Origin of the sequence: Marinifilum fragile, from assembly GCF_963677365.1 — a bacterium.
Taxonomy (GTDB): domain Bacteria; phylum Bacteroidota; class Bacteroidia; order Bacteroidales; family Marinifilaceae; genus Marinifilum; species Marinifilum fragile.
The window spans coordinates 1845899-1864625 of sequence record NZ_OY781962.1 but is presented as its reverse complement, the minus strand read 5'-3'; the positions used below and the strand labels follow the sequence as shown (position 1 = coordinate 1864625).

General features: G+C 36.2%; 17 protein-coding genes. 10 read left to right on the top strand and 7 right to left on the bottom strand.

Annotated features, from left to right (window positions below; genetic code table 11):
* Position 1: 1 nt before the first annotated feature.
* Positions 2-1165: a pyridoxal phosphate-dependent aminotransferase gene (locus tag ACKPCA_RS07305; protein ID WP_321282224.1), complete on the bottom strand. Its 1164-nt coding sequence runs from the start codon at positions 1163-1165 to the stop codon at positions 2-4.
* Positions 1166-2110: 945 nt separating this feature from the next.
* Here ACKPCA_RS07305 and ACKPCA_RS07300 point away from each other — a divergent pair.
* The 6 genes from ACKPCA_RS07300 (at position 2111) to trpA (ending at position 8683) form a co-directional block, all read left to right on the top strand.
* Positions 2111-3511, top strand: coding sequence for an anthranilate synthase component I family protein (locus ACKPCA_RS07300; RefSeq protein ID WP_321282223.1), 1401 nt, complete (start codon positions 2111-2113; stop codon positions 3509-3511).
* Positions 3512-3514: 3 nt separating this feature from the next.
* The gene (locus ACKPCA_RS07295) at positions 3515-4084 is read left to right on the top strand and encodes an anthranilate synthase component II (RefSeq protein ID WP_321282222.1); all 570 of its coding nucleotides are present in this window, start codon (positions 3515-3517) and stop codon (positions 4082-4084) included.
* A 56-nt stretch (positions 4085-4140) separates the two neighbouring features.
* On the top strand, positions 4141-5127 hold the full coding sequence (trpD, locus tag ACKPCA_RS07290; RefSeq protein ID WP_321282221.1) for an anthranilate phosphoribosyltransferase: 987 nt from the start codon (positions 4141-4143) through the stop codon (positions 5125-5127).
* 3 nt (positions 5128-5130) lie between these two features.
* A complete protein-coding gene (trpC, locus tag ACKPCA_RS07285; protein ID WP_321282220.1) occupies positions 5131-5925 on the top strand; it encodes an indole-3-glycerol phosphate synthase TrpC in 795 nt (264 codons plus the stop codon).
* A gap of 54 nt (positions 5926-5979) precedes the next feature.
* A complete protein-coding gene (locus ACKPCA_RS07280) occupies positions 5980-7791 on the top strand; it encodes a bifunctional phosphoribosylanthranilate isomerase/tryptophan synthase subunit beta (protein WP_321282219.1) in 1812 nt (603 codons plus the stop codon).
* A gap of 142 nt (positions 7792-7933) precedes the next feature.
* Positions 7934-8683, top strand: a complete 750-nt coding sequence (gene trpA, locus ACKPCA_RS07275; RefSeq protein ID WP_321282218.1) for a tryptophan synthase subunit alpha — start codon at positions 7934-7936, stop codon at positions 8681-8683.
* A gap of 199 nt (positions 8684-8882) precedes the next feature.
* On the opposite strand, the gene ACKPCA_RS07270 is transcribed toward trpA, so the two are convergent.
* Complete coding sequence (locus ACKPCA_RS07270; protein ID WP_054720231.1) at positions 8883-9395, bottom strand: DUF3124 domain-containing protein; 513 nt, start codon at positions 9393-9395, stop codon at positions 8883-8885.
* Positions 9396-10152: 757 nt separating this feature from the next.
* Here ACKPCA_RS07270 and ACKPCA_RS07265 point away from each other — a divergent pair.
* Positions 10153-10575, top strand: coding sequence for a hypothetical protein (locus ACKPCA_RS07265; protein WP_321282217.1), 423 nt, complete (start codon positions 10153-10155; stop codon positions 10573-10575).
* Between the two features lie 394 nt (positions 10576-10969).
* Here ACKPCA_RS07265 and ACKPCA_RS07260 read toward each other — a convergent pair whose 3' ends face one another.
* From ACKPCA_RS07260 to ACKPCA_RS07250, 3 genes are all read right to left on the bottom strand, one after another.
* Positions 10970-11197, bottom strand: a complete 228-nt coding sequence (locus ACKPCA_RS07260) for a hypothetical protein (RefSeq protein ID WP_321282216.1) — start codon at positions 11195-11197, stop codon at positions 10970-10972.
* 282 nt (positions 11198-11479) lie between these two features.
* On the bottom strand, positions 11480-11971 hold the full coding sequence (locus tag ACKPCA_RS07255) for a hypothetical protein (protein ID WP_321282215.1): 492 nt from the start codon (positions 11969-11971) through the stop codon (positions 11480-11482).
* 52 nt (positions 11972-12023) lie between these two features.
* Positions 12024-12596, bottom strand: a complete 573-nt coding sequence (locus tag ACKPCA_RS07250; RefSeq protein WP_321282214.1) for a WG repeat-containing protein — start codon at positions 12594-12596, stop codon at positions 12024-12026.
* A gap of 628 nt (positions 12597-13224) precedes the next feature.
* Here ACKPCA_RS07250 and ACKPCA_RS07245 point away from each other — a divergent pair.
* The 3 genes from ACKPCA_RS07245 (at position 13225) to ACKPCA_RS07235 (ending at position 15840) form a co-directional block, all read left to right on the top strand.
* Complete coding sequence (locus ACKPCA_RS07245) at positions 13225-13971, top strand: hypothetical protein (protein WP_321282213.1); 747 nt, start codon at positions 13225-13227, stop codon at positions 13969-13971.
* A gap of 383 nt (positions 13972-14354) precedes the next feature.
* Positions 14355-14504, top strand: coding sequence for a PspC domain-containing protein (locus tag ACKPCA_RS07240; protein WP_321282212.1), 150 nt, complete (start codon positions 14355-14357; stop codon positions 14502-14504).
* Positions 14505-14976: 472 nt separating this feature from the next.
* Entirely contained in the window at positions 14977-15840 is an 864-nt protein-coding gene (locus ACKPCA_RS07235) for a DUF4382 domain-containing protein (RefSeq protein ID WP_321282211.1), read from the top strand.
* A 242-nt stretch (positions 15841-16082) separates the two neighbouring features.
* On the opposite strand, the gene ACKPCA_RS07230 is transcribed toward ACKPCA_RS07235, so the two are convergent.
* A complete protein-coding gene (locus ACKPCA_RS07230; protein WP_321282210.1) occupies positions 16083-17996 on the bottom strand; it encodes a DUF4139 domain-containing protein in 1914 nt (637 codons plus the stop codon).
* Between the two features lie 170 nt (positions 17997-18166).
* On the bottom strand, positions 18167-18724 hold the full coding sequence (locus ACKPCA_RS07225; RefSeq protein ID WP_321282209.1) for a DUF192 domain-containing protein: 558 nt from the start codon (positions 18722-18724) through the stop codon (positions 18167-18169).
* Positions 18725-18727 lie beyond the last annotated feature (3 nt).

Sequence of the window (18727 nt, the reverse complement as noted above, 5' to 3'; positions counted from 1 at the left end):
TTTAGTTTTTTCTTGATTTTTCGATACGTTGAATTGCTTCATTGATTACAGATTCGCTGCTGCATAAAGAAATTCTGATGTATCTTTTTCCCTGTTCTCCAAAAATTCCTCCTGGAGTAATAAATACTTTAGCCTGTTTTAAAATCTCATCACTTAATTCGTAGCAATCCTTGTATTGATCAGGAATAGATGCCCAAACAAACATTCCACTTTGATCTTGGCTTGGCGTACAATTGATTAGTTTCATTAATGAAAAAACCAATTCTCTTCTGGTTCTGTATACCTGGTTAATAGATTCATACCAGCTGTTGTCATGACTTAGTGCTTTAATAGCAGCTTGTTGTACCGGATAGAACATTCCTGAGTCCATATTGGTTTTTACTTTTAAAACCGGTTCCAGAAGTTCTTTGCTTCCGCAGATCATTCCAACTCTCCAGCCTGGCATATTGTGCGATTTACTTAATGAATTCAACTCCAGACAACAATCTTTTGCACCTTCAATGTTCATAATGCTCATTGGTTGATCATTCAAGATAAAGCTGTAGGGATTATCATTCACAATCAATATTTTATGCTTTCTGCCAAATGTAACAATCTTCTTCAACAAATCTTTGCTTGCTCTTGCTCCTGTTGGCATGTGTGGATAATTGATCCACATGATTTTCACCTTTGATAAATCTCCTTTTTCCAGTTCATCAAGATCAGGCTGCCAATTTTGCTCTTCGCAAAGCGGATAAGAAATGATTTTACCTCCCAGTAAATTGGTTACCGACCTGTAAGTAGGATAGGATGGATCTGGAATTAAAACTTCGTCACCTTCATTTAAGTAAGCCAAAGAAGTTATCATGATGCCTTCCTTTGATCCCATTAGCGGAAGAACTTCATTATCAGGATTGATATCCACATCAAAATAGGTTTTGTACCAGTTTGAAAATCCTTGGCGCAAGGCAGGAATTCCTTGATAACTCTGATATCCATGACTTTTTGGATGTATACATGCTTCCTTAAGAGAGTTCCATGTGTCTTCGGAAGGAGTCATGTCCGGATCTCCAATCCCAAGGTTTAGAACTTTTACTTCACCCTCGTTCATGCGAGCAATCTCCTTCAGTTTTACTGAGAAGTAGTACTCCTTAATTACCTGGGTTCTGTTAGCTGGTTGAATCATTTCTATGTTTGTTAAAAATTGTGGTTTTGGTTTTGTTCAAAAAAAAATCCTGCTCTTTTCAGGCAGGATCGTTTATACTTTTTACTTGAGTTATGGTATAAGGCATCCCGCCCGATTTGTGTTAAACCAGAAATAATAAAAGTAAAATCGGTATGTAAATGCTCTGTTACTCATGCTTCAATTTATTCATAAAAAAAGGTCTTACCTGTTGGGCAAGACCTTTGATTTATATTCTTCGTATTACTACATATCAATTCTCGCCCTTATCTTGTTGGATAAAAGTAAAACCAGAAATAATAAAAGTTAGAAATGTATGTAGGTACTGTTTTCATCGCTGTTTTGTGCGTTAATTCTGTGTCAAATGTATGAATTAATTTTTTACTTGCAAATTTAAATTGCTTTACTTAATGAAATGTTAACGTTTGAGTAGGTAAAATTAGATCCCTCTTTTGCCAGTAAAATCAGGTTTTTCAGAGCTTTTTTAAGAAAATTAATTTTTCTGTTATTGTCATTAGATTATGAGGGTAAATTTTGAAAATAATCGCTTTTTTTAATATTACCCCTTTGTAAAAGGGTGTGTCAGAGATAATCGTTAGGATAAAATCAGGATTTTAAAAATTAATAAAAAATATACATTCGCTTTGAAGTGTAATGTTTATAAGGGATACAGAGCATTTAAGGGATGAAAAATTAAGAGGTATTGAAAAATTGTATTTGGAATTTGAAAAAATAATTCTTTAGATTTGTAGAGACAAAAAACGAAAAAAATGTTCGGATTGAATAGCAAATATTGGTGGTGGCACAACTGTAATCTCTCAAATACCATGAGCGGAAGTGTCCTCCCTATGTGCTAAAATCAGACGAAAGAAAAGATAAAGCAAGCGGCCTACTGAAACTCAGTAGGCCGTTTTTTTTTGTACCAAACTTGGAAAATAACTATTAGTCATGATAAAATTTAAATACCTGAAAAAAGAAATGCTTGCCGATGTGATTACACCAGTGAGTATGTACCTAAAACTTCGAGATCGATTCCCTGGTGCGATTCTATTGGAGAGTTCGGATTATCACAGTCCTGAAAATGCAAGTTCTTTTATAGCCTTGGAGCCAATTGCCAGTATTCAGTTAAAGGATGGTGATTTGATTGAGGAAGTTTTTGGAAACAAGCAACATATTGATGCAAGAGGAAAAGGCAAGAGATTTGTTTCGGATCGACTAAAAGCTTTTGTCAATCAATTCGATTTGGAGGACAAGGAGAATGTGACCAAGGCAAATGCTCTTTTTGGATATACAGCCTATGATGCTGTTCCTTTCTTCGAGGATTTAGAGTTTAATACAAACAAAAAACAGTCAGGAATTCCACAAATGCGCTATTCACTTTATCGCTTTATCATTGAGGTAAACCACTTCAACAATACCTTGAAGATAATTGAGTTGGTGGAGAATGGAAATGAATCCAGAATTCGTGAAGTGTCTGATTTGTTAAGAAACAGAACTTTGCCTGCTTTTAGCTTCTCACTGGAAGGACAAGAGCAATCCAATATGGATGATCAGACCTATATGGATATGGTACGCAAAGGAAAACAACATTGCAGGAGAGGAGATGTTTTCCAGATTGTATTGTCGAGACAATTTTCACATGATTATAAAGGTGATGATTTTAACTTGTATCGTGCTCTACGATCAATTAATCCATCGCCTTATTTATTCTATTTCGATTATGGATCGTACCGAATTATGGGCTCTTCACCTGAGGCTCAGATCGAAATCAAGAACAAGAAAGCATACATTCACCCAATTGCAGGAACTTTTAAACGAACAGGGAATGCTGTAAAAGATGCAGCATTAGCCGAGGAATTGCTAAAGGATGAAAAGGAGCAAAGCGAGCATGTAATGTTGGTGGATCTGGCAAGAAATGATTTGAGTCGTGATGCACGAAATATCAAAGTGGAAACTTTTCGTGAGGTACAATACTTCTCGCATGTGATTCATTTGGTGTCGAAAGTGTCAGGAGAATTGCCTGATGATTACAATCCATTCCAGCTGATGGGAGATACTTTCCCTGCAGGAACCTTATCGGGAGCACCAAAATACAGAGCCATGCAATTGATTGATGAATATGAACCAACTGCACGTGGTTTTTATGGTGGTTGCATTGGAGCTTTAGGTTTTAACGGTGAAGTAAACCAAGCCATCATGATTCGTAGTTTCCTGAGTAAGAACAATAGATTGTATTATCAGGCAGGAGCAGGAGTGGTAGAAAAATCGAGTGAAGAGAGTGAATTGAACGAGGTAAGTAACAAGCTGGCAGCTTTGCGTAAAGCAATGGAATTGGCACAAAATATTTAAACGATGAAAATTTTAGTATTAGATAATTACGATTCGTTCACCTATAATTTGGTTGAATATTTGCGAAAGCTGGGAGCCAATGATATTGATGTTTACAGAAACAGAGAAATTGAGCTGAAAGATGTAGCCAAATACGATAAGATCTTACTGTCGCCTGGCCCTGGAATTCCTGATGAGGCTGGAATTATAAAAGACTTGATTAAAGAATATGCAGCTACAAAATCAATCTTGGGTGTTTGTTTGGGAGAGCAGGCCATTGCAGAGGTTTTTGGTGGTAGCATCGAGAATTTGAATAAGGTATATCATGGTGTGGCGACTTCTATTTTTAGAACTGAATCTGATCAGGGAGTATTACATGGAATTGACCAGGAATTTCAGGCAGCAAGATACCATTCGTGGAATGTAGTTGAGCAGGATTTGCCTGATTGCCTCGAAATTACATGTCGTGATTCGGAAGGTGCAATTATGGGAATTCGCCACAAAGAGTATGATGTAGAAGGTGTTCAATTTCATCCTGAATCAGTTTTAACTCCTGAAGGAATGAAGATGATTGAGAATTGGTTGAAAGCTTAAAACCCAAAAACCAATTAAAATATCTCAATAGTAAAAATCAAAGATCAAGAAATAAAATGAAAAATATATTACAGCACCTATTCGAACACAAAAGCCTGAAACAAGAGGAAGCCAAGGAGGTTCTGATACAAATTACCAAAGGGGAATTCAATGAATTTCAAATTACCTCTTTTCTAACGGTTTTCATGATGCGTAGCATTACTGTTGAAGAGTTGACTGGTTTTCGTGAGGCATTACTGGAGCTTGGGATCTCTGTCGATTTATCGGAATACAATGGAGTTGATTTGTGTGGAACAGGTGGCGATGGCAAAAATACCTTTAACATATCAACCTTGGCATCCTTTGTTGTAGCCGGAGCAGGAGAAATGGTTACCAAACACGGAAACTATGGTGTTTCTTCATTAAGTGGTTCTTCAAATGTGATGGAAGAATTGGGTTACCAGTTTAAAAGCAAGGAAGAAGATTTGAAAAGAGATTTGGACAAAGCTGGAATCTGCTTTTTGCATGCGCCATTATTCAATCCTGCCATGAAGAATATCGCTCCAATTCGTCGTAACTTGGGAGTGCGAACTTTCTTTAACATGCTGGGTCCTTTGGTGAATCCTTCGAGACCAAAACATCAGATTGTTGGCGTGTTTGATTTGGAATTGGCACGATTGTATCAGTATTTGCTGCAGCAAACCGATTCAAAATATACCATTATTCATGGTGTTGATGGTTACGATGAGGTTTCATTAACCGATAAGGTAAAACTGATTGGAAATGGCATGGAAGAATTGTTGGAACCTGAAGAATTGGGGTATAGAAAACTAGATCCAAGCGAATTGTACGGTGGAGAAAGTGTAGCGCAGGCAGCTAAGATATTTACTGATATTCTAAAAGGAGAAGGAACTGATGCGCAAAATGCTGTGGTGACCAGAAATGCAGGATTGGCAATTCATTGTCTGCATCCTGAAATCAGCAGGGGTGATGCAATTGCAAGAGCGGTTGAGTCTTTAGAATCTGGAAAAGCATATGAGGTGTTGAAGAAATTAACGAACTAGAGGATGAGTGCAAAACCAAATATATTAGATCAGATCGTTCAGAAGAAGTTGTCTGAAGTTGCAATTCAGAAGATGAAGCAACCTATTTACCAGGTGATGAGTGAGGAGAATTTCAAGAGAAAGTGTTATTCTGCCAAGGAGTCGATCACAAAAACAGGTGCTTCTGGTGTGATTGCAGAATTCAAACGTCAATCTCCTTCTAAAGGTGTGATTAACGGCAATGCTACTCCGGACGAGGTGGTTGGAAAGTACCAGCAAGCAGGTGCATCAATGGTTTCGGTCTTGACAGATGAGAGCTTTTTTGGGGCAAAGGCTGAAGATTTTGATAAAGCAAGGAAAACATTGCAAATTCCACTTCTGCGCAAAGAATTCATTGTCGACCCTTACCAGATATACCAATCAAAAGCCATGGGAGCTGATGTAATTCTGCTGATTGCAGCAATTCTAACGCCACAACGATGCAAAGATTTTGCATTTCTGGCAAAGGAATTGGGTATGGAAGTACTTCTTGAACTGCACGATGAATCGGAACTTGAACATGTAAACAAGTTTGTGGATTTGGTGGGCATTAATAACCGAAACCTAAAGACTTTTTCGGTTGATACCGATAAATCGATTCAACTGGGCAGTAAGTTACCTGAAGATATGATTCGCGTGGCTGAAAGTGGTTTAAGCAGTTCAGGTATCGTGAAAGAAATGAGAGATAAAGGATTTCAGGCATTCCTGATGGGAGAGTGTTTTATGAAGCAAAGTTCTCCTGGTGATGCATGTAACGAGTTCATTAAAGAAATATCGTAGGGACACGACATGTCGTGTCCATTAATTAAGTGAGACCTTTCAAAACCCAAAACAATGAAAATCAAAGTTTGTGGATTAAAATATAGCAAGAACATCAAGGAGTTGTTACAGTTGCCAATTGACTATGCGGGATTTATTTTCTATCCAAAATCACCAAGATATGTAGGAGATGAGTTCGATACTGAGATTCCAGCCCTTTTACCCAAAAGAATACAAAAAGTTGGGGTTTTTGTGAATGAAGAATTGGATGTTTTATTGGCAAAAGGAGAGAAATACAAGCTGGATGCTATACAGTTGCATGGTGGCGAATCAGCAGAATACTGCCAAAAAGTAAAAGAAGCAGGTTTTGAGGTGATTAAAGCCTTTCAGATGAATGACAACTTTCAATTTGAGAGCTTGGAAGAATATGAGAATGTTTGTGATTTTTTCCTATTCGATACCAAAACTGAAAACTACGGGGGTAGTGGCAGAAAATTCAACTGGGAGCTATTGGAAAATTACAAAGGATCGACTCCCTTTTTTCTGAGCGGTGGAATTGGGGCTCAGGATGCAGAGCAGATTAAACAATTGTCACACGGTAAGCTCTATGCTCTGGATCTGAACTCAGGATTTGAATTGCAACCTGCCAAGAAAAATGCAGATCAATTAGAGATCTTCCTAAACAAATTAGAATTGAATACAATGAACAAAGATAAATATGCAGTTGACGAAAGAGGTTACTATGGAGAGTTCGGTGGGGCTTATATTCCTGAATTACTTCGTAAGAATGTTGATGAACTACAAGAGAATTACCTAAAAATATTGGCTTCAGAGCAATTCAAGAAAGATTATGCTCGTTTATTGGATAACTACGTAGGTCGTCCAACACCATTGACCAAAGCGGGGAATCTATCGAAGAGATATGGAACCAATATCTACCTGAAACGTGAGGATTTAACCCATACGGGAGCGCATAAAATCAACAATACCATAGGGCAAATTCTATTGGCCAAGTATATGGGCAAGAAGAGAATCATTGCCGAGACCGGAGCGGGTCAGCATGGTGTAGCAACTGCTACGGTTTGCGCCTTGTTTGGTTTGGAGTGTGTGGTGTATATGGGAGCATTAGATGTGGAACGACAAGCCCCCAATGTGGCTCGTATGAAAATGTTGGGTGCGAAGGTAGTTCCTGCAGTCTCTGGAAATCAAACCCTGAAAGATGCCACCAATGAAGCCATTCGCGATTGGATTGCAAATCCGGAATCATTTTACTTGATTGGATCGGTCGTTGGCCCACATCCTTATCCTGATTTGGTAACCCGCTTACAATCGATTATTTCAGAAGAAATTCGTGAGCAATTGGAAAAAGAGACAGGAAATCCAAATCCGAACTATGTAATTGCATGTGTAGGTGGAGGAAGTAATGCAGCTGGAGCATTTTACCATTATCTGAACGAGAAAGATGTGAATTTAGTAGCAGTTGAAGCCTCTGGTTTGGGTGTGGACAGTGGTGAAACTGCGGCAACCATTACCATTGGTGATATCGGTTTTATCCACGGAAGTAAAACCATGCTAATGCAGGATGAGGACGGGCAAATTACCGAACCTTATTCCATTTCGGCAGGTTTGGATTACCCTGGAGTTGGGCCATTGCATGCTCATTTGGCTGTTTCGGGAAGAGCGCAATTCCTGTCGGCTACCGATGAAGAGGCACTGAATGCGGCAAAAGTGCTGGCAGAATCAGAAGGCATTATTCCGGCACTTGAATCATCACATGCATTGGCTATTTTGGAAAAAATGCAGTTCAAGAAAGATGATGTAGTGGTGGTCAACCTATCAGGACGTGGCGATAAGGATATGGAAACCTACATGAAACACTTTGCTTAATAACGAATTGAATTTTGTACGGACTCAATACCGTTAAGTACAGACACATTGCTATGCATCTCTACAAAATGTACAGACGCACAGCCGTTTAACTCGGAAAAATGTACAGACGCACGGCAGTGCGTCTCTAATAAAACTAACAATGAACAGAATCGATCAATTATTTCAAAATAAACAAAAGGATATCTTATCCATTTACTTTCCTGCGGGATATCCTAAACTGGAAGATACGCTTCCAACCTTACAACTATTGCAGGACAAAGGTGTCGACCTGGTAGAAATTGGCATTCCTTTTTCTGATCCTTTGGCAGATGGACCAGTAATTCAATCCGCAGCCAAACAGGCTTTGGACAATGGCATGAGTTTGCAGCTTTTGTTTAATCAGCTAAAAGATGCACGAAAAACAATTAAAATGCCTTTGATTTTAATGGGCTACTGGAATACCGTTTACAAATTTGGGGTAGATGTTTTTCTTGCAGAATGCCAAAAGGTGGGAATTGATGGGGTGATCTTACCTGATTTGCCTTTGGAGGAGTACCAGGAAGAATACGAAGAAAAATTCGAGGCAGCAGGTGTGCACAATGTCTTGTTGGTAACACCGCAGACTACCGAAAAGCGTTTGACCATTATCGAGAAAGCTGCCAGTGGATTTTTATATATGGTTTCTACAGCTGCCACAACGGGTGGGGCATTGCAAGCCAGCAAAGAGCGTGAGGCTTACTTCAAGAAAATTGCAGGTCTTGATATTCCATCATTAATCGGCTTCGGAATACACGACAAAACTAGTTTCCAACATGCAGCCAGCTTTTCAAATGGTGCCATAATTGGAACTGCATTTATTAAGGCATTGGAAAAAGGAAATGCTGCAGAATTTCTGGAATCCTTACAATAAAGAATAACTCCCGTCAGCGTTTTCTACAGCCTGATGGAAGTTTCAAATAGCATTTAAAAATAAAGCCAAGGCAATCCCTTGACTCTAACTATCAACCATTTTATGAATTACCGCACGTATTTTCTCGTGCGGTAATTTTTTAGAGTAAGTTCCAATTCGTAACACCAACATTAAAGGGGGAATTCGATAGAATAGATGACTATTCAAAAACTTGTACTCCTCTGGTTGTGTACGAAAGACCTTGTTGACCAGAAGTAGAAATCATTACAGCTTCAAATAATGGGGGATTTTTATCATTGTTCATGGCCCAATCAAAAATAAAATTTGCACCTGAACCGCCCTCATTATCCTGTTCTTCAATTATAATTTCTAAGGTTTCGAGCGGTTTTAGATAAATGGGCTTTTTAATGTATTGCCTGATATTCTCACCAATTGTATTGTAATAATTTGCCTTCAAGAGAAAAACAGAATCACGTTCAGATACATTTCGGATGCTTACCGTAGTGGTAAGATCAAATGTTTTGTGTTCGTGATGATGATAGATATGAGAGTAAACAGGAAGGTAAGTTTTTCCATGAAAATACTTCTCATTGCTATCCATCGTAATTTGTTTGCTTTCCCAATTTGCCTGCTTTATAGGGTATTTATTTGAATCATCGTTGCAAGCCGTTACAATCAGGAGTAGAATCAGTATTTCAATTGCTTTTCTCATATTCACAATTATTTATTTTTGGTTAAGTAATTCCAATTTTGAAGATACTGATTTTTTTTAATCACTAAATAATTTATGAATGAAGTTGAAGGAGATAATTATTCTCTAATAAATTTTTGTGAGTATGAGTGTTAGTATTAAATGATTGATCTTGAGAAAAAATGTCTAAATAAGCCCAAAAGTAGAAGAGGAAAAAGTATCAATAATACCCAAGGGTTTATCTATATTAAAAGTCAATTAAGCTATGATTTTATGATCTTATTTGTGATTTTGCAATGTTTGTGATAATCTTATTTAGAATTGTTTAAGAAAACATAACAATTGATTGTTGGGTTGTTTTTGTATGCTAAATTCAGATTATACGAGGTGATTAAGTTTGAAATATCTATTTTAAGCTTTGTTATTATTTATTAAGGAGTTGTGTTCGTTTTGACTTTGTTTTATTTCTTCCGTAATTTTACATCAATTTTCTTCTGGAATAGTTTTAAAATGCTTTATGTGTTTAAGATATTATTTTGAAATTATTATCAATATATAATTGTTAGACAGAGAGTGGTTGGGGCTGATTTGCAAACAACTTTACTTGTCTTTTCTCTAAGAAAATAATTTGCAAGTAAAACAATTACTTGTCTTTTATTATGTATGAATAATCCCATAAGGACAGAAAGGAGGTATTTATGAGTTGGAATGAGCAAATATCAGTTTTACCGGGATCATTCTATTTCTACTTGTTTTTAATGATTAATAAGTGAAAGTCATGAAGAAATATTTAATTGTATTGGTTGGTGTGATTTGTATGAGTTTAATGAGTGTTGATACTAAGGCTCAGGCAACGGTTGTCGATCAGGATATAGATGTGGGAGTGTTCATTCATTGTTATAGCGAATGGGTTTTCGGAACAGTTCATTATCATGCTGTTTTTAATGATAATTTTGTGAAGGAAAGTTATATGGGTACTGTAGATGGTCAAATTACAGGAGATCCATATCATGTTAAAGTGAAGTTTTCAAGTAGGATAGATTTTGGGGAGCCAAAACTCAATTATATGTATACTTCAAAATGGGATTTGGTTAAAATAGGAGAAGGAAAAGTGGCAACTGTGCATGTTATCTACCATTATGTTGAAACTCCAGATGGAATAAAAGTGGTAGTTGATCAGTATAAGGCTGAGTGTAAATAGTTACATTTTTCGATTGTGAATAAATCAAATGGCAATCAAACTAGTATATCATATAGCTGAAAGATTCCCCTGTTAAATTAGTAAAGCCAAGGCATTGCCTTGGCTTTTTTTTGAGGTCTGTAGTATCAAAACCTTTCTTGAAGTTAAATTATTTACCTCCAAATTTGGTAGTAAAGTTCTTTTCAATGGATGCGATTACTTCTCTATATTTTGGATGGTAATTCACTTGAGCAAAAAGAGCTTGAAATAAGAATAAAATAAGTAGGGTGGGCTAGTGTGTTTCATATAAGGGTGTTAGTTGTTTCTTTCAATTTTTACTAGCAAAAGTCGTAATATGTCTAGCATCTTTGAGATGCTTGACATGTAAATGTTAAAGAACTGACTTGGCTCGCAATTAAAACTGATATCCAAATCGTAAAGCTGCCCAAGGATAAACTTCCCAATCTCTTTCGTCAAACAGGAGTGGAGTTAGTGCTACACCCCAATAATACTTATCTTTTAAGATGGAACGTTTGTAGCCTAATTGAGCAAATAACGCTAATGTAGGATCCTTCAACTTTTCGCTAAAACCAATATGTGGATTGTCCGAAAGATATGTGTAAAAGCCAAACCTGTTTCCCATGTATGCTTTTTAACTTTCTTGTAAACTTTTACTTGTATCGGGAATCTGGGGGAGGAATGACCACCAATTAATGATGGAGAAAATCCTATTCCCATCCTGATCCCAAAATTGTTTTGAATAGGTAGACTTTTGTCATAGTTAATGGAATAATGACCGGCCGCCCCAAGGAGTTCAATAAAAACACTATTGTTTTTTGTTCTTTGGTCTTGAGCTTTAGCTGAAAATAATGTCAGAATTAAAAGACATAAGTTTAGTATGTTTTTGATCATATATTTGTTGGTATTAAAAATCCCACTCCTTCTGAATATAGCTCAAACGAAGACGAAGCAATTCATTGTTTTTGGCACCCTCATGCATCAATTTGTTGATATGTTTTTTGTAGAAAAAAAAGCTGTATACAAGCATGCTAAGTCCAATGGTTAAAACAATTCCCATTGATTTCCAATCCTTATCTGCTTGTGCAAAATTATCAACTATTTCTATCGACAAGAATAGTAAGAACATAACCAACCAGCCTAACATCTTTCTAATAACCTTTTGCTTGCTCTTTTTAAGCAAAAGCCCAGGTGTTGCGCCTTCTTTTAAATCGGTTTGCAATTCTTCTATGTAAAGTTGCTTTTCTTCTTGCAGTATTTGTTTATTGAAACCTCTTTCTTTAAGTAGTGTTCCTGCAATTATTTTCTTCTCGAAATTGTAAGCACCATCGTGCTTAAAGTAAAAGAACAATTCATCTGTGCTTTCTTGTTCCAGTGATTTTTTTAGTGCTGTGTTCATGTGATTGGCTTTGTATGTTGATGATTTTCCAAAACGGGAGAGTAGAGGGCGTTTATTTTGTGACTATTTTATAATGCTTTGATTCTATCTGTTTGAGCGTATATATGGGTTCAACGATTTCATTCCCTTTTTTGTCAACAAATCCATAAGTGCCAACGACAGATTTGACCAAAGCTAACCCTCTTTCAATTTCATTGAATTTTCCAATTTTTGAATAATTCGCTGGGACCACTTCTTTGCCGTTTTTATCAATCAGTCCATATTCATCAGTAATAGATTTCACCAATGCTAGTCCTTTCCCAAATTCATTAAACTTTCCAATTTTTGAATATTTTGCTGGGATCACTTCTTTACCACTTTTATCGATCATTCCATATTCACCGGCAATCGATTTTACCAATGCCAAATTCCCATTATCTCTGGTGAATTTTTCTATTTTCTTGTAAATCGCAGGAACAATTTGTTTTCCACTTTTGTCAACAAATCCATAAGTGCCGGTAATCGATTTTACTTTTGCCCAATTCTCCTGGTATTCACCATACTCATATACTTTTCTATAGTCTACTTGAGAATAAACGGTAATTGAGCTTAGAACCAACAATATAAAATTTAATAATTTTTTCATAAATAGTATGTTTTAAGGTCATTTGTTAAAACTACCACACGAGAGGATGTGTTGTACACCTTTATATTTACTAGCTACCGAAATTACATATCTTACTCAATCATTCCAAGGAAACCATTATTGTTTAGTCTTTTTGAGGTACAATTTTGAAGCTTTATAAATTATGAATTATATATTGAGAGAGGATTTTGAATTGGGTGTGAGATCCTGTTTTTGATTGCCATTTGGAATGGAGTCAGAAAGCTTTGTTTTTGCTTTTTTAGGAATGGCAGAATATTATGAATTTACTTTCGTGTTTAGGGAGGTTTAAATGTTAATGTTTGTAAATATTAGAAAAATAGACATGTGGAAAAATAATTCTCAAAAATTAAACTTTGCATAAAAAATAAATTTTTTCGATTCTTCTTAAATATGCATGAACATTGGATTAGATGTGTAAATTGAACATAGAAAATGATTTTTAATAAATAAAAAATCAATGAAATGGTTTTTTTTAGAAATAAATTATTTATAGCTTAGTTGTTGTTATGGTAAAATTGAGACCTGACTCATCTCACTTACTTAAATTTATCTATTTGGGAACGGATTTGTGGAGAGGGATAATATTAATTTTTTAAAAAGTTTTATTATGTCAGATCAACAAGATTTATTAGATCACCTGGAAGAGATCAATGCAGTACCTGAAGAAAATATCAAGTATTGTGACATTCCGTACTGGATTTTTATTGGAGAGGTAGAATCCTTGCATTCTCGTGCCAAGCAAGATTTGCCTATGTTGCTGGCCTTTAATTTCGATGCCACCAAGCTCGATCGTATGCTAAGTCTTACGGGAGCCATGCGTACGGCACAGGCCAATTGGGAAACCAAGCAAACCCTGAAGCAAGTAGCTGTTGAAAATTGGAGAAAAGAGGCTCCGATCATGTATGAACTTCATGACGAACTGATCGATTTTATGGAGTTTGCCTTCCGAAATCATGAAGATTTGCTAAATCGCCTGTCGGCCATTAAAGAAGGTGATTCGAAAGCCGATACCATTCAGGATATGGCAAGTTTAGCAGTATTGGGAAAAGACAATGTTGAATTGCTAACAGCCGTTAATTTTGAAGTGGAAAAATTGGATACAGCAGCCGCAATTGCAGATAGAATGGGAACTCTATTGGGTGAGGTGAATGGTAAAATGTATTTCGAGGACGACATTAAATTAACCCGCGATAGGTGCTATACACTCTTGCGTGAGGTAGTAGATGAGGTTCGAAATTACGGGAAATTTGTATTCCGTAAAAATCATGAAAAGCGCCAGGGATACATCAGCAAATACAAGCGCCAGCGCATGACGGCTTATCGGAAGACCAAAACAGAAGAGGCCAGTCTGTAAACCACTTAAGTATGAAATAATTTTGTGATTTTTTTTATTAATAATTTGTAGTTATAGTTGTGATGGAGAGTAGTAGTACTCTCCATTTTTATGAGTCTGTTCATTAAAGTGTGTCAAGTTATTAATTGTTTCTTAAACTTTTACTTGACACACTTTAATGAACAGACTCCAAGTGATTTTGCATTCATGCTTACAATCTTTGCTTTCGGAAACTCCGAATTTGGTAGCCGAAAGTACTCCATATGATACGGAAAGACTTTACTAATCTTTGACATCAGTTCATTCCAAGCCTTTAGCATGTAAATACTCAATTTCAACTAATAGGTAATTCTAGCTCCAAATAAAACCATTAAATTAGGGTAAACATCAAAAAAGAAAGAAATATGATTTTAGGAGTATCAGAGTGGTTAAGCGAAAAATTAGGCTGGGATGTAACATTTATTAGAGTTGCCTTTGTAGTATCGGTATTGGTTTTCGGAGTGGGTATTGGTTTGTACCTGGTTTTGTGGCTGGTAAAAATGTTCTCGAATTAAGGAAAACGAATTTTCAATTCTGTATTATAGAAATACAAAAGACATTGTTTATCAGTGTCTTTTTTTTTGTGTAAAAGCGTTTGTGTATAGCATTGATCATCTTACTGTTTAAGAAAAATTAATCTATCAATAGATAATTTACAAATGAAATAACGTGCCTTTTGTCAGGTAAATTCATCATTTAATCGTATAATTGTATCGATTCATCAATTCTAAAGGGTTTTTTACTATTAACGTCAGAGGGTCATAAAATAAACATGAACAAGCTAAGTTTATGACTGAAGATATAGGAAAAAAGTATTGCTTGTGGAATGAAATTTTAGATAGAATTAAAATAGATGTAGGGGATAATATCATTTATTCGGTGTAGTAATGATGATTAAAAAAAATGATCAACTACACTCATGAAATTGAATTTTAGAAAAGATAAAAGCAATATACCATTACGAATAATTAAAAATTAAAAAGAACTATGAAGAAAAATGTATTATTGATTTTGGCAGCATTTGTATTTGGAGTGTTTGTTACAGCATGTGACGATTCTTCAAGCAAAGATGCTACAGGAAAATTGAAACTTGAGTTAACTGATGCTCCGTTTCCAACCGACTTGGTAGCCGAGGCAAATGTTACCATCAATAAAATTGAAATTCGCAAAAGTGGCGAGTCAGAAGAGAATCCATTTGTTCTTTTAAGCGAAGAAGTAAGAACATTCAACTTGCTTACTTTAAGCAATGGGGTAACAGCTAATTTGGTAGATTTGGATATTCCGGTTGGTTCTTATGATTTAATCAGATTGTATGTTGACCAAGCAGAAATAGTACTTAAAGATGGTACCAAGTATGACTTAAAAGTTCCAAGTGGTGCACAAACTGGTATTAAAATTTTCATTGATCCAGCGGTTGAGGTTGCTGGCGGTTTAACTGCCGAATTGTTATTGGATTTTAATGTTAGTAAGTCTTTTGTTGTACAGGGTAATATGGATACTCCTGCAGGAATTAAAGGATTCATTTTTAAGCCTACCATTAAAGCTTCTAACATGTCTACTGCAGGTAGATTGATTGGTACTGTATTCGATGCTGAGCAAGTAGGAATTGAAGGTGTTGAGGTAGCGATTATTGCTGCGGATACTGTTTATACTACTTCATTTACTGGTGAGAATGGCGAATACGCTGTTTTGGGTATTGATGCAGGTACTTATAATGTTGAGTATGCCAAAGAAGGTTTTGAGTCTGCTCTTGTAGAAGGTATTGCAATTACTGCTGCTAATCAAACAGTGCAGGATGTAACTTTACAAGCTGTAGTGGAAGACACCACAGGAGGTACCGAAGGTGAATAAAATTTAGGGTCGAATAATAAGTCAAAATCCCCGTCAGGAATTTCCTTTCCTGATGGGGATTTTTTTCTTTTATAAGTTTTTGAAATTTGGTAGAGCCAGCATTCATGCAGTCTTAAAAATTATAAAACTATATCCCTAGGGGATTATATACTAAAGCAATTGCAGAATGTATGGATATTGGAGAAGGTTTATATGTCAAGCATCTCAAAAATGCTTGACATGTTTTTAGAATTCGCTGGTTTTTACTCAATCACCAAATTGCGATATTTTGGATATTTCACAGAATACCTTAGCTCCACTTCCTTATTATTACTTGGATCCAAATCGAGCAGCCATTTTATTTCACCTGTTTCGCTATTGTGCTTGGCATTGCTCAGGTTTAAAATGTTAATTTCGATATCCGATATTGAGGAAACAGGAACCTGATCTATCAGCACCATCATAATTTTCTGATTTTTGTTGTTCTTTACAGTTGTTTTCCAGGCAATGGTTTCCTCTTTCTTTTTGGCAAATATTTTCTTTGATGAAAAATCTTTTACCTTTTCTCTGTTTACGTTCACTTGCTTGTCAATTCCTAATGATACTTGTAGAGTGTCATTTGCTTTGCTCAGATCTAAGAGACTTTTCCCGATGTAAGTATCTTCGAAAAATACATTGGCTTCACCATCGAGTAGGTTGTATTTTTCCCAATCCATGATGCTTGCCAAAAGGAATGCATTCTTGTCGATTTTAGGAATGCAATAGTATTCGTAAACGGCAGGAATTTCGTATTGTGCCATATTAATGGCAAAATTGGCATTACCCGATTTAATGGAATAGGTACGCTTGATCTGGAAACTAACAGAGGTTTTGTTCTCCACCTGATTAACCGAAATTGGAATGCTCTTCATCTCATGTTTTTTAACTATCGGAGCTCGCTGAATTGATACGCCTGCAACTTGTCCTTGTAAATCAGGAAAGTTGGGTTTGTCGTAGTCTTCCATTTCAAGTTCAGCATCAGCAGAATATCCCATTACAACCACTTCATCTAAACTTACAGATGATGATTCAAGTGATACGTTCATTGTAGATCCTGCAATTGGAAGAGTTTGGGTATTCATACCAACAAATGAATACTCCAAATGATTGGCGTTATTGGGTATGGTAATGGAGTAATTTCCATCGAAATCGGTACTTGTACCAATAGTAGTTCCTTTTACAATAACACTTACCCCAGTCATTCCCAAACCATCTTCTTGAGCAATTACCTTACCTGTTATAAGGTTTGAGCTAATGCTATACACAGGTGGTTTGCTGTAATAGTCCAGGTAATAGGTAATCAACTTAGGCGCAACACCCGAAGTGTTTGGGTCGGCAGAGGAGAAGGTCAACTTCACATTCTTCCAGTCAACGCGAGTATTTTGGGTTACATTGGCTTTGTATACCAACTCAATTGGTTCGTTGATTTTATTGGCTCGGATATCGTAAGTTGGGAACCATCCTGCATTGTTCACCAAATAGCTAAGTTCCATAGGAAATGACTTGGCTACCTTTGCATCTACTTTTACCAATACTTCGCCTGTTGGATATTCCTTTTCGCTGCTCAAATTGCGCATCTGATTTTCAATGTCGAGTTTCTTTTTGTGAAGATTACGCAAGGTATTTCTTCTTTCGATTTGCTTTAGTTTCAGTGAAGTAAGTTTCTTGCTGTAATAATCCGCTGTTTGTTGCAAATTGCTTAAGGATACTTGCTCATTCTTACCGCCGATTTCTCGATTGTCTTTTAAGAAGTCAAGTTCTTCACCAATTACTGATAAGTGCGCGTTCTCCAATTCAATCTTTGAACGTATTTGTTCCAGCTTTTCTTGCAAAGCCATCAGCTCTTCTGACTTTTGTGATTTGCTAAGGTGATTCAGTTGATGGTTTACCGATAAAACCGTTAACTCTCCTTTGGCTTTGAACTGGATGCTTTTGGCATCAATAAAAGGAGAGAGGTTCACAAATTTGATCAATGTTTTGCCTTTGGTAAGTTTAACATCCTTGTAACGATGAATCTGGGCACCATCGAGAAAAACGGTAGCTTCCTTTACTTCACTTGTTACTTCTTGTTCTGTGATTTCCTGAGCAAACAGATTGCTGAAAATCAAGCTAAAAATTAAAATGCTGATTGTTCTCATAATATAAGTTTTCTTGAAGGATGCAATCCGCTCAGAAATTCCATAAAAGAAAATTGACTTTTTTTTGATTTTATTTTAATTGGTGAGTATTAGGGGTAAATAAAAAGTCAGGCAAATTGCCTGACTTTATCACAATCTTTTTTTCATAGGTTTAACCTATTGTTTATAATTTATAAGCTTTCAAAACTTATCTTATCACCTTCCTCAATGCCAAACTTATCGCAAAATCCACCAATCACCTCAACTACATATTTTGCCTTTTTAACGGATGGGATGTTTTGTTCCGATAAAGGCACAGCATGCTCGTGAATTCTTACAATTTCAAAATTGCTGTTCACATAGATGATATCCAAAGAAATATAGGTTTCTTTCATCCAGAAATTCTGTGCTTCTTCATTGTCCATAATGAACAACATTCCTTGCTGATCGCTCATGGAGTAACGGTACATTAATCCTTGGGCTGTTTCGGCTAAACCTTCCGCAATTTCAAGATCTATGGTTCTGATTGTTGAATTGTCCTGCTTGCTAATAAAGGATAGTTCTCCTTCTTTTGTGAAAGGAATTTCTATTTTATTATTGTTTTGATCAGTAGATCGTTTAGAAAAGTTTGGTTGTACCGCCAGGAAAATTAAAGCGATTCCTATTGTAATAAGAGCAATAATTTGGAACAATGAAGTTCTTCTTTTTGATGATTTTCTTTTTCTATTCTTTTTGTTTGCTTGTTTCATAGT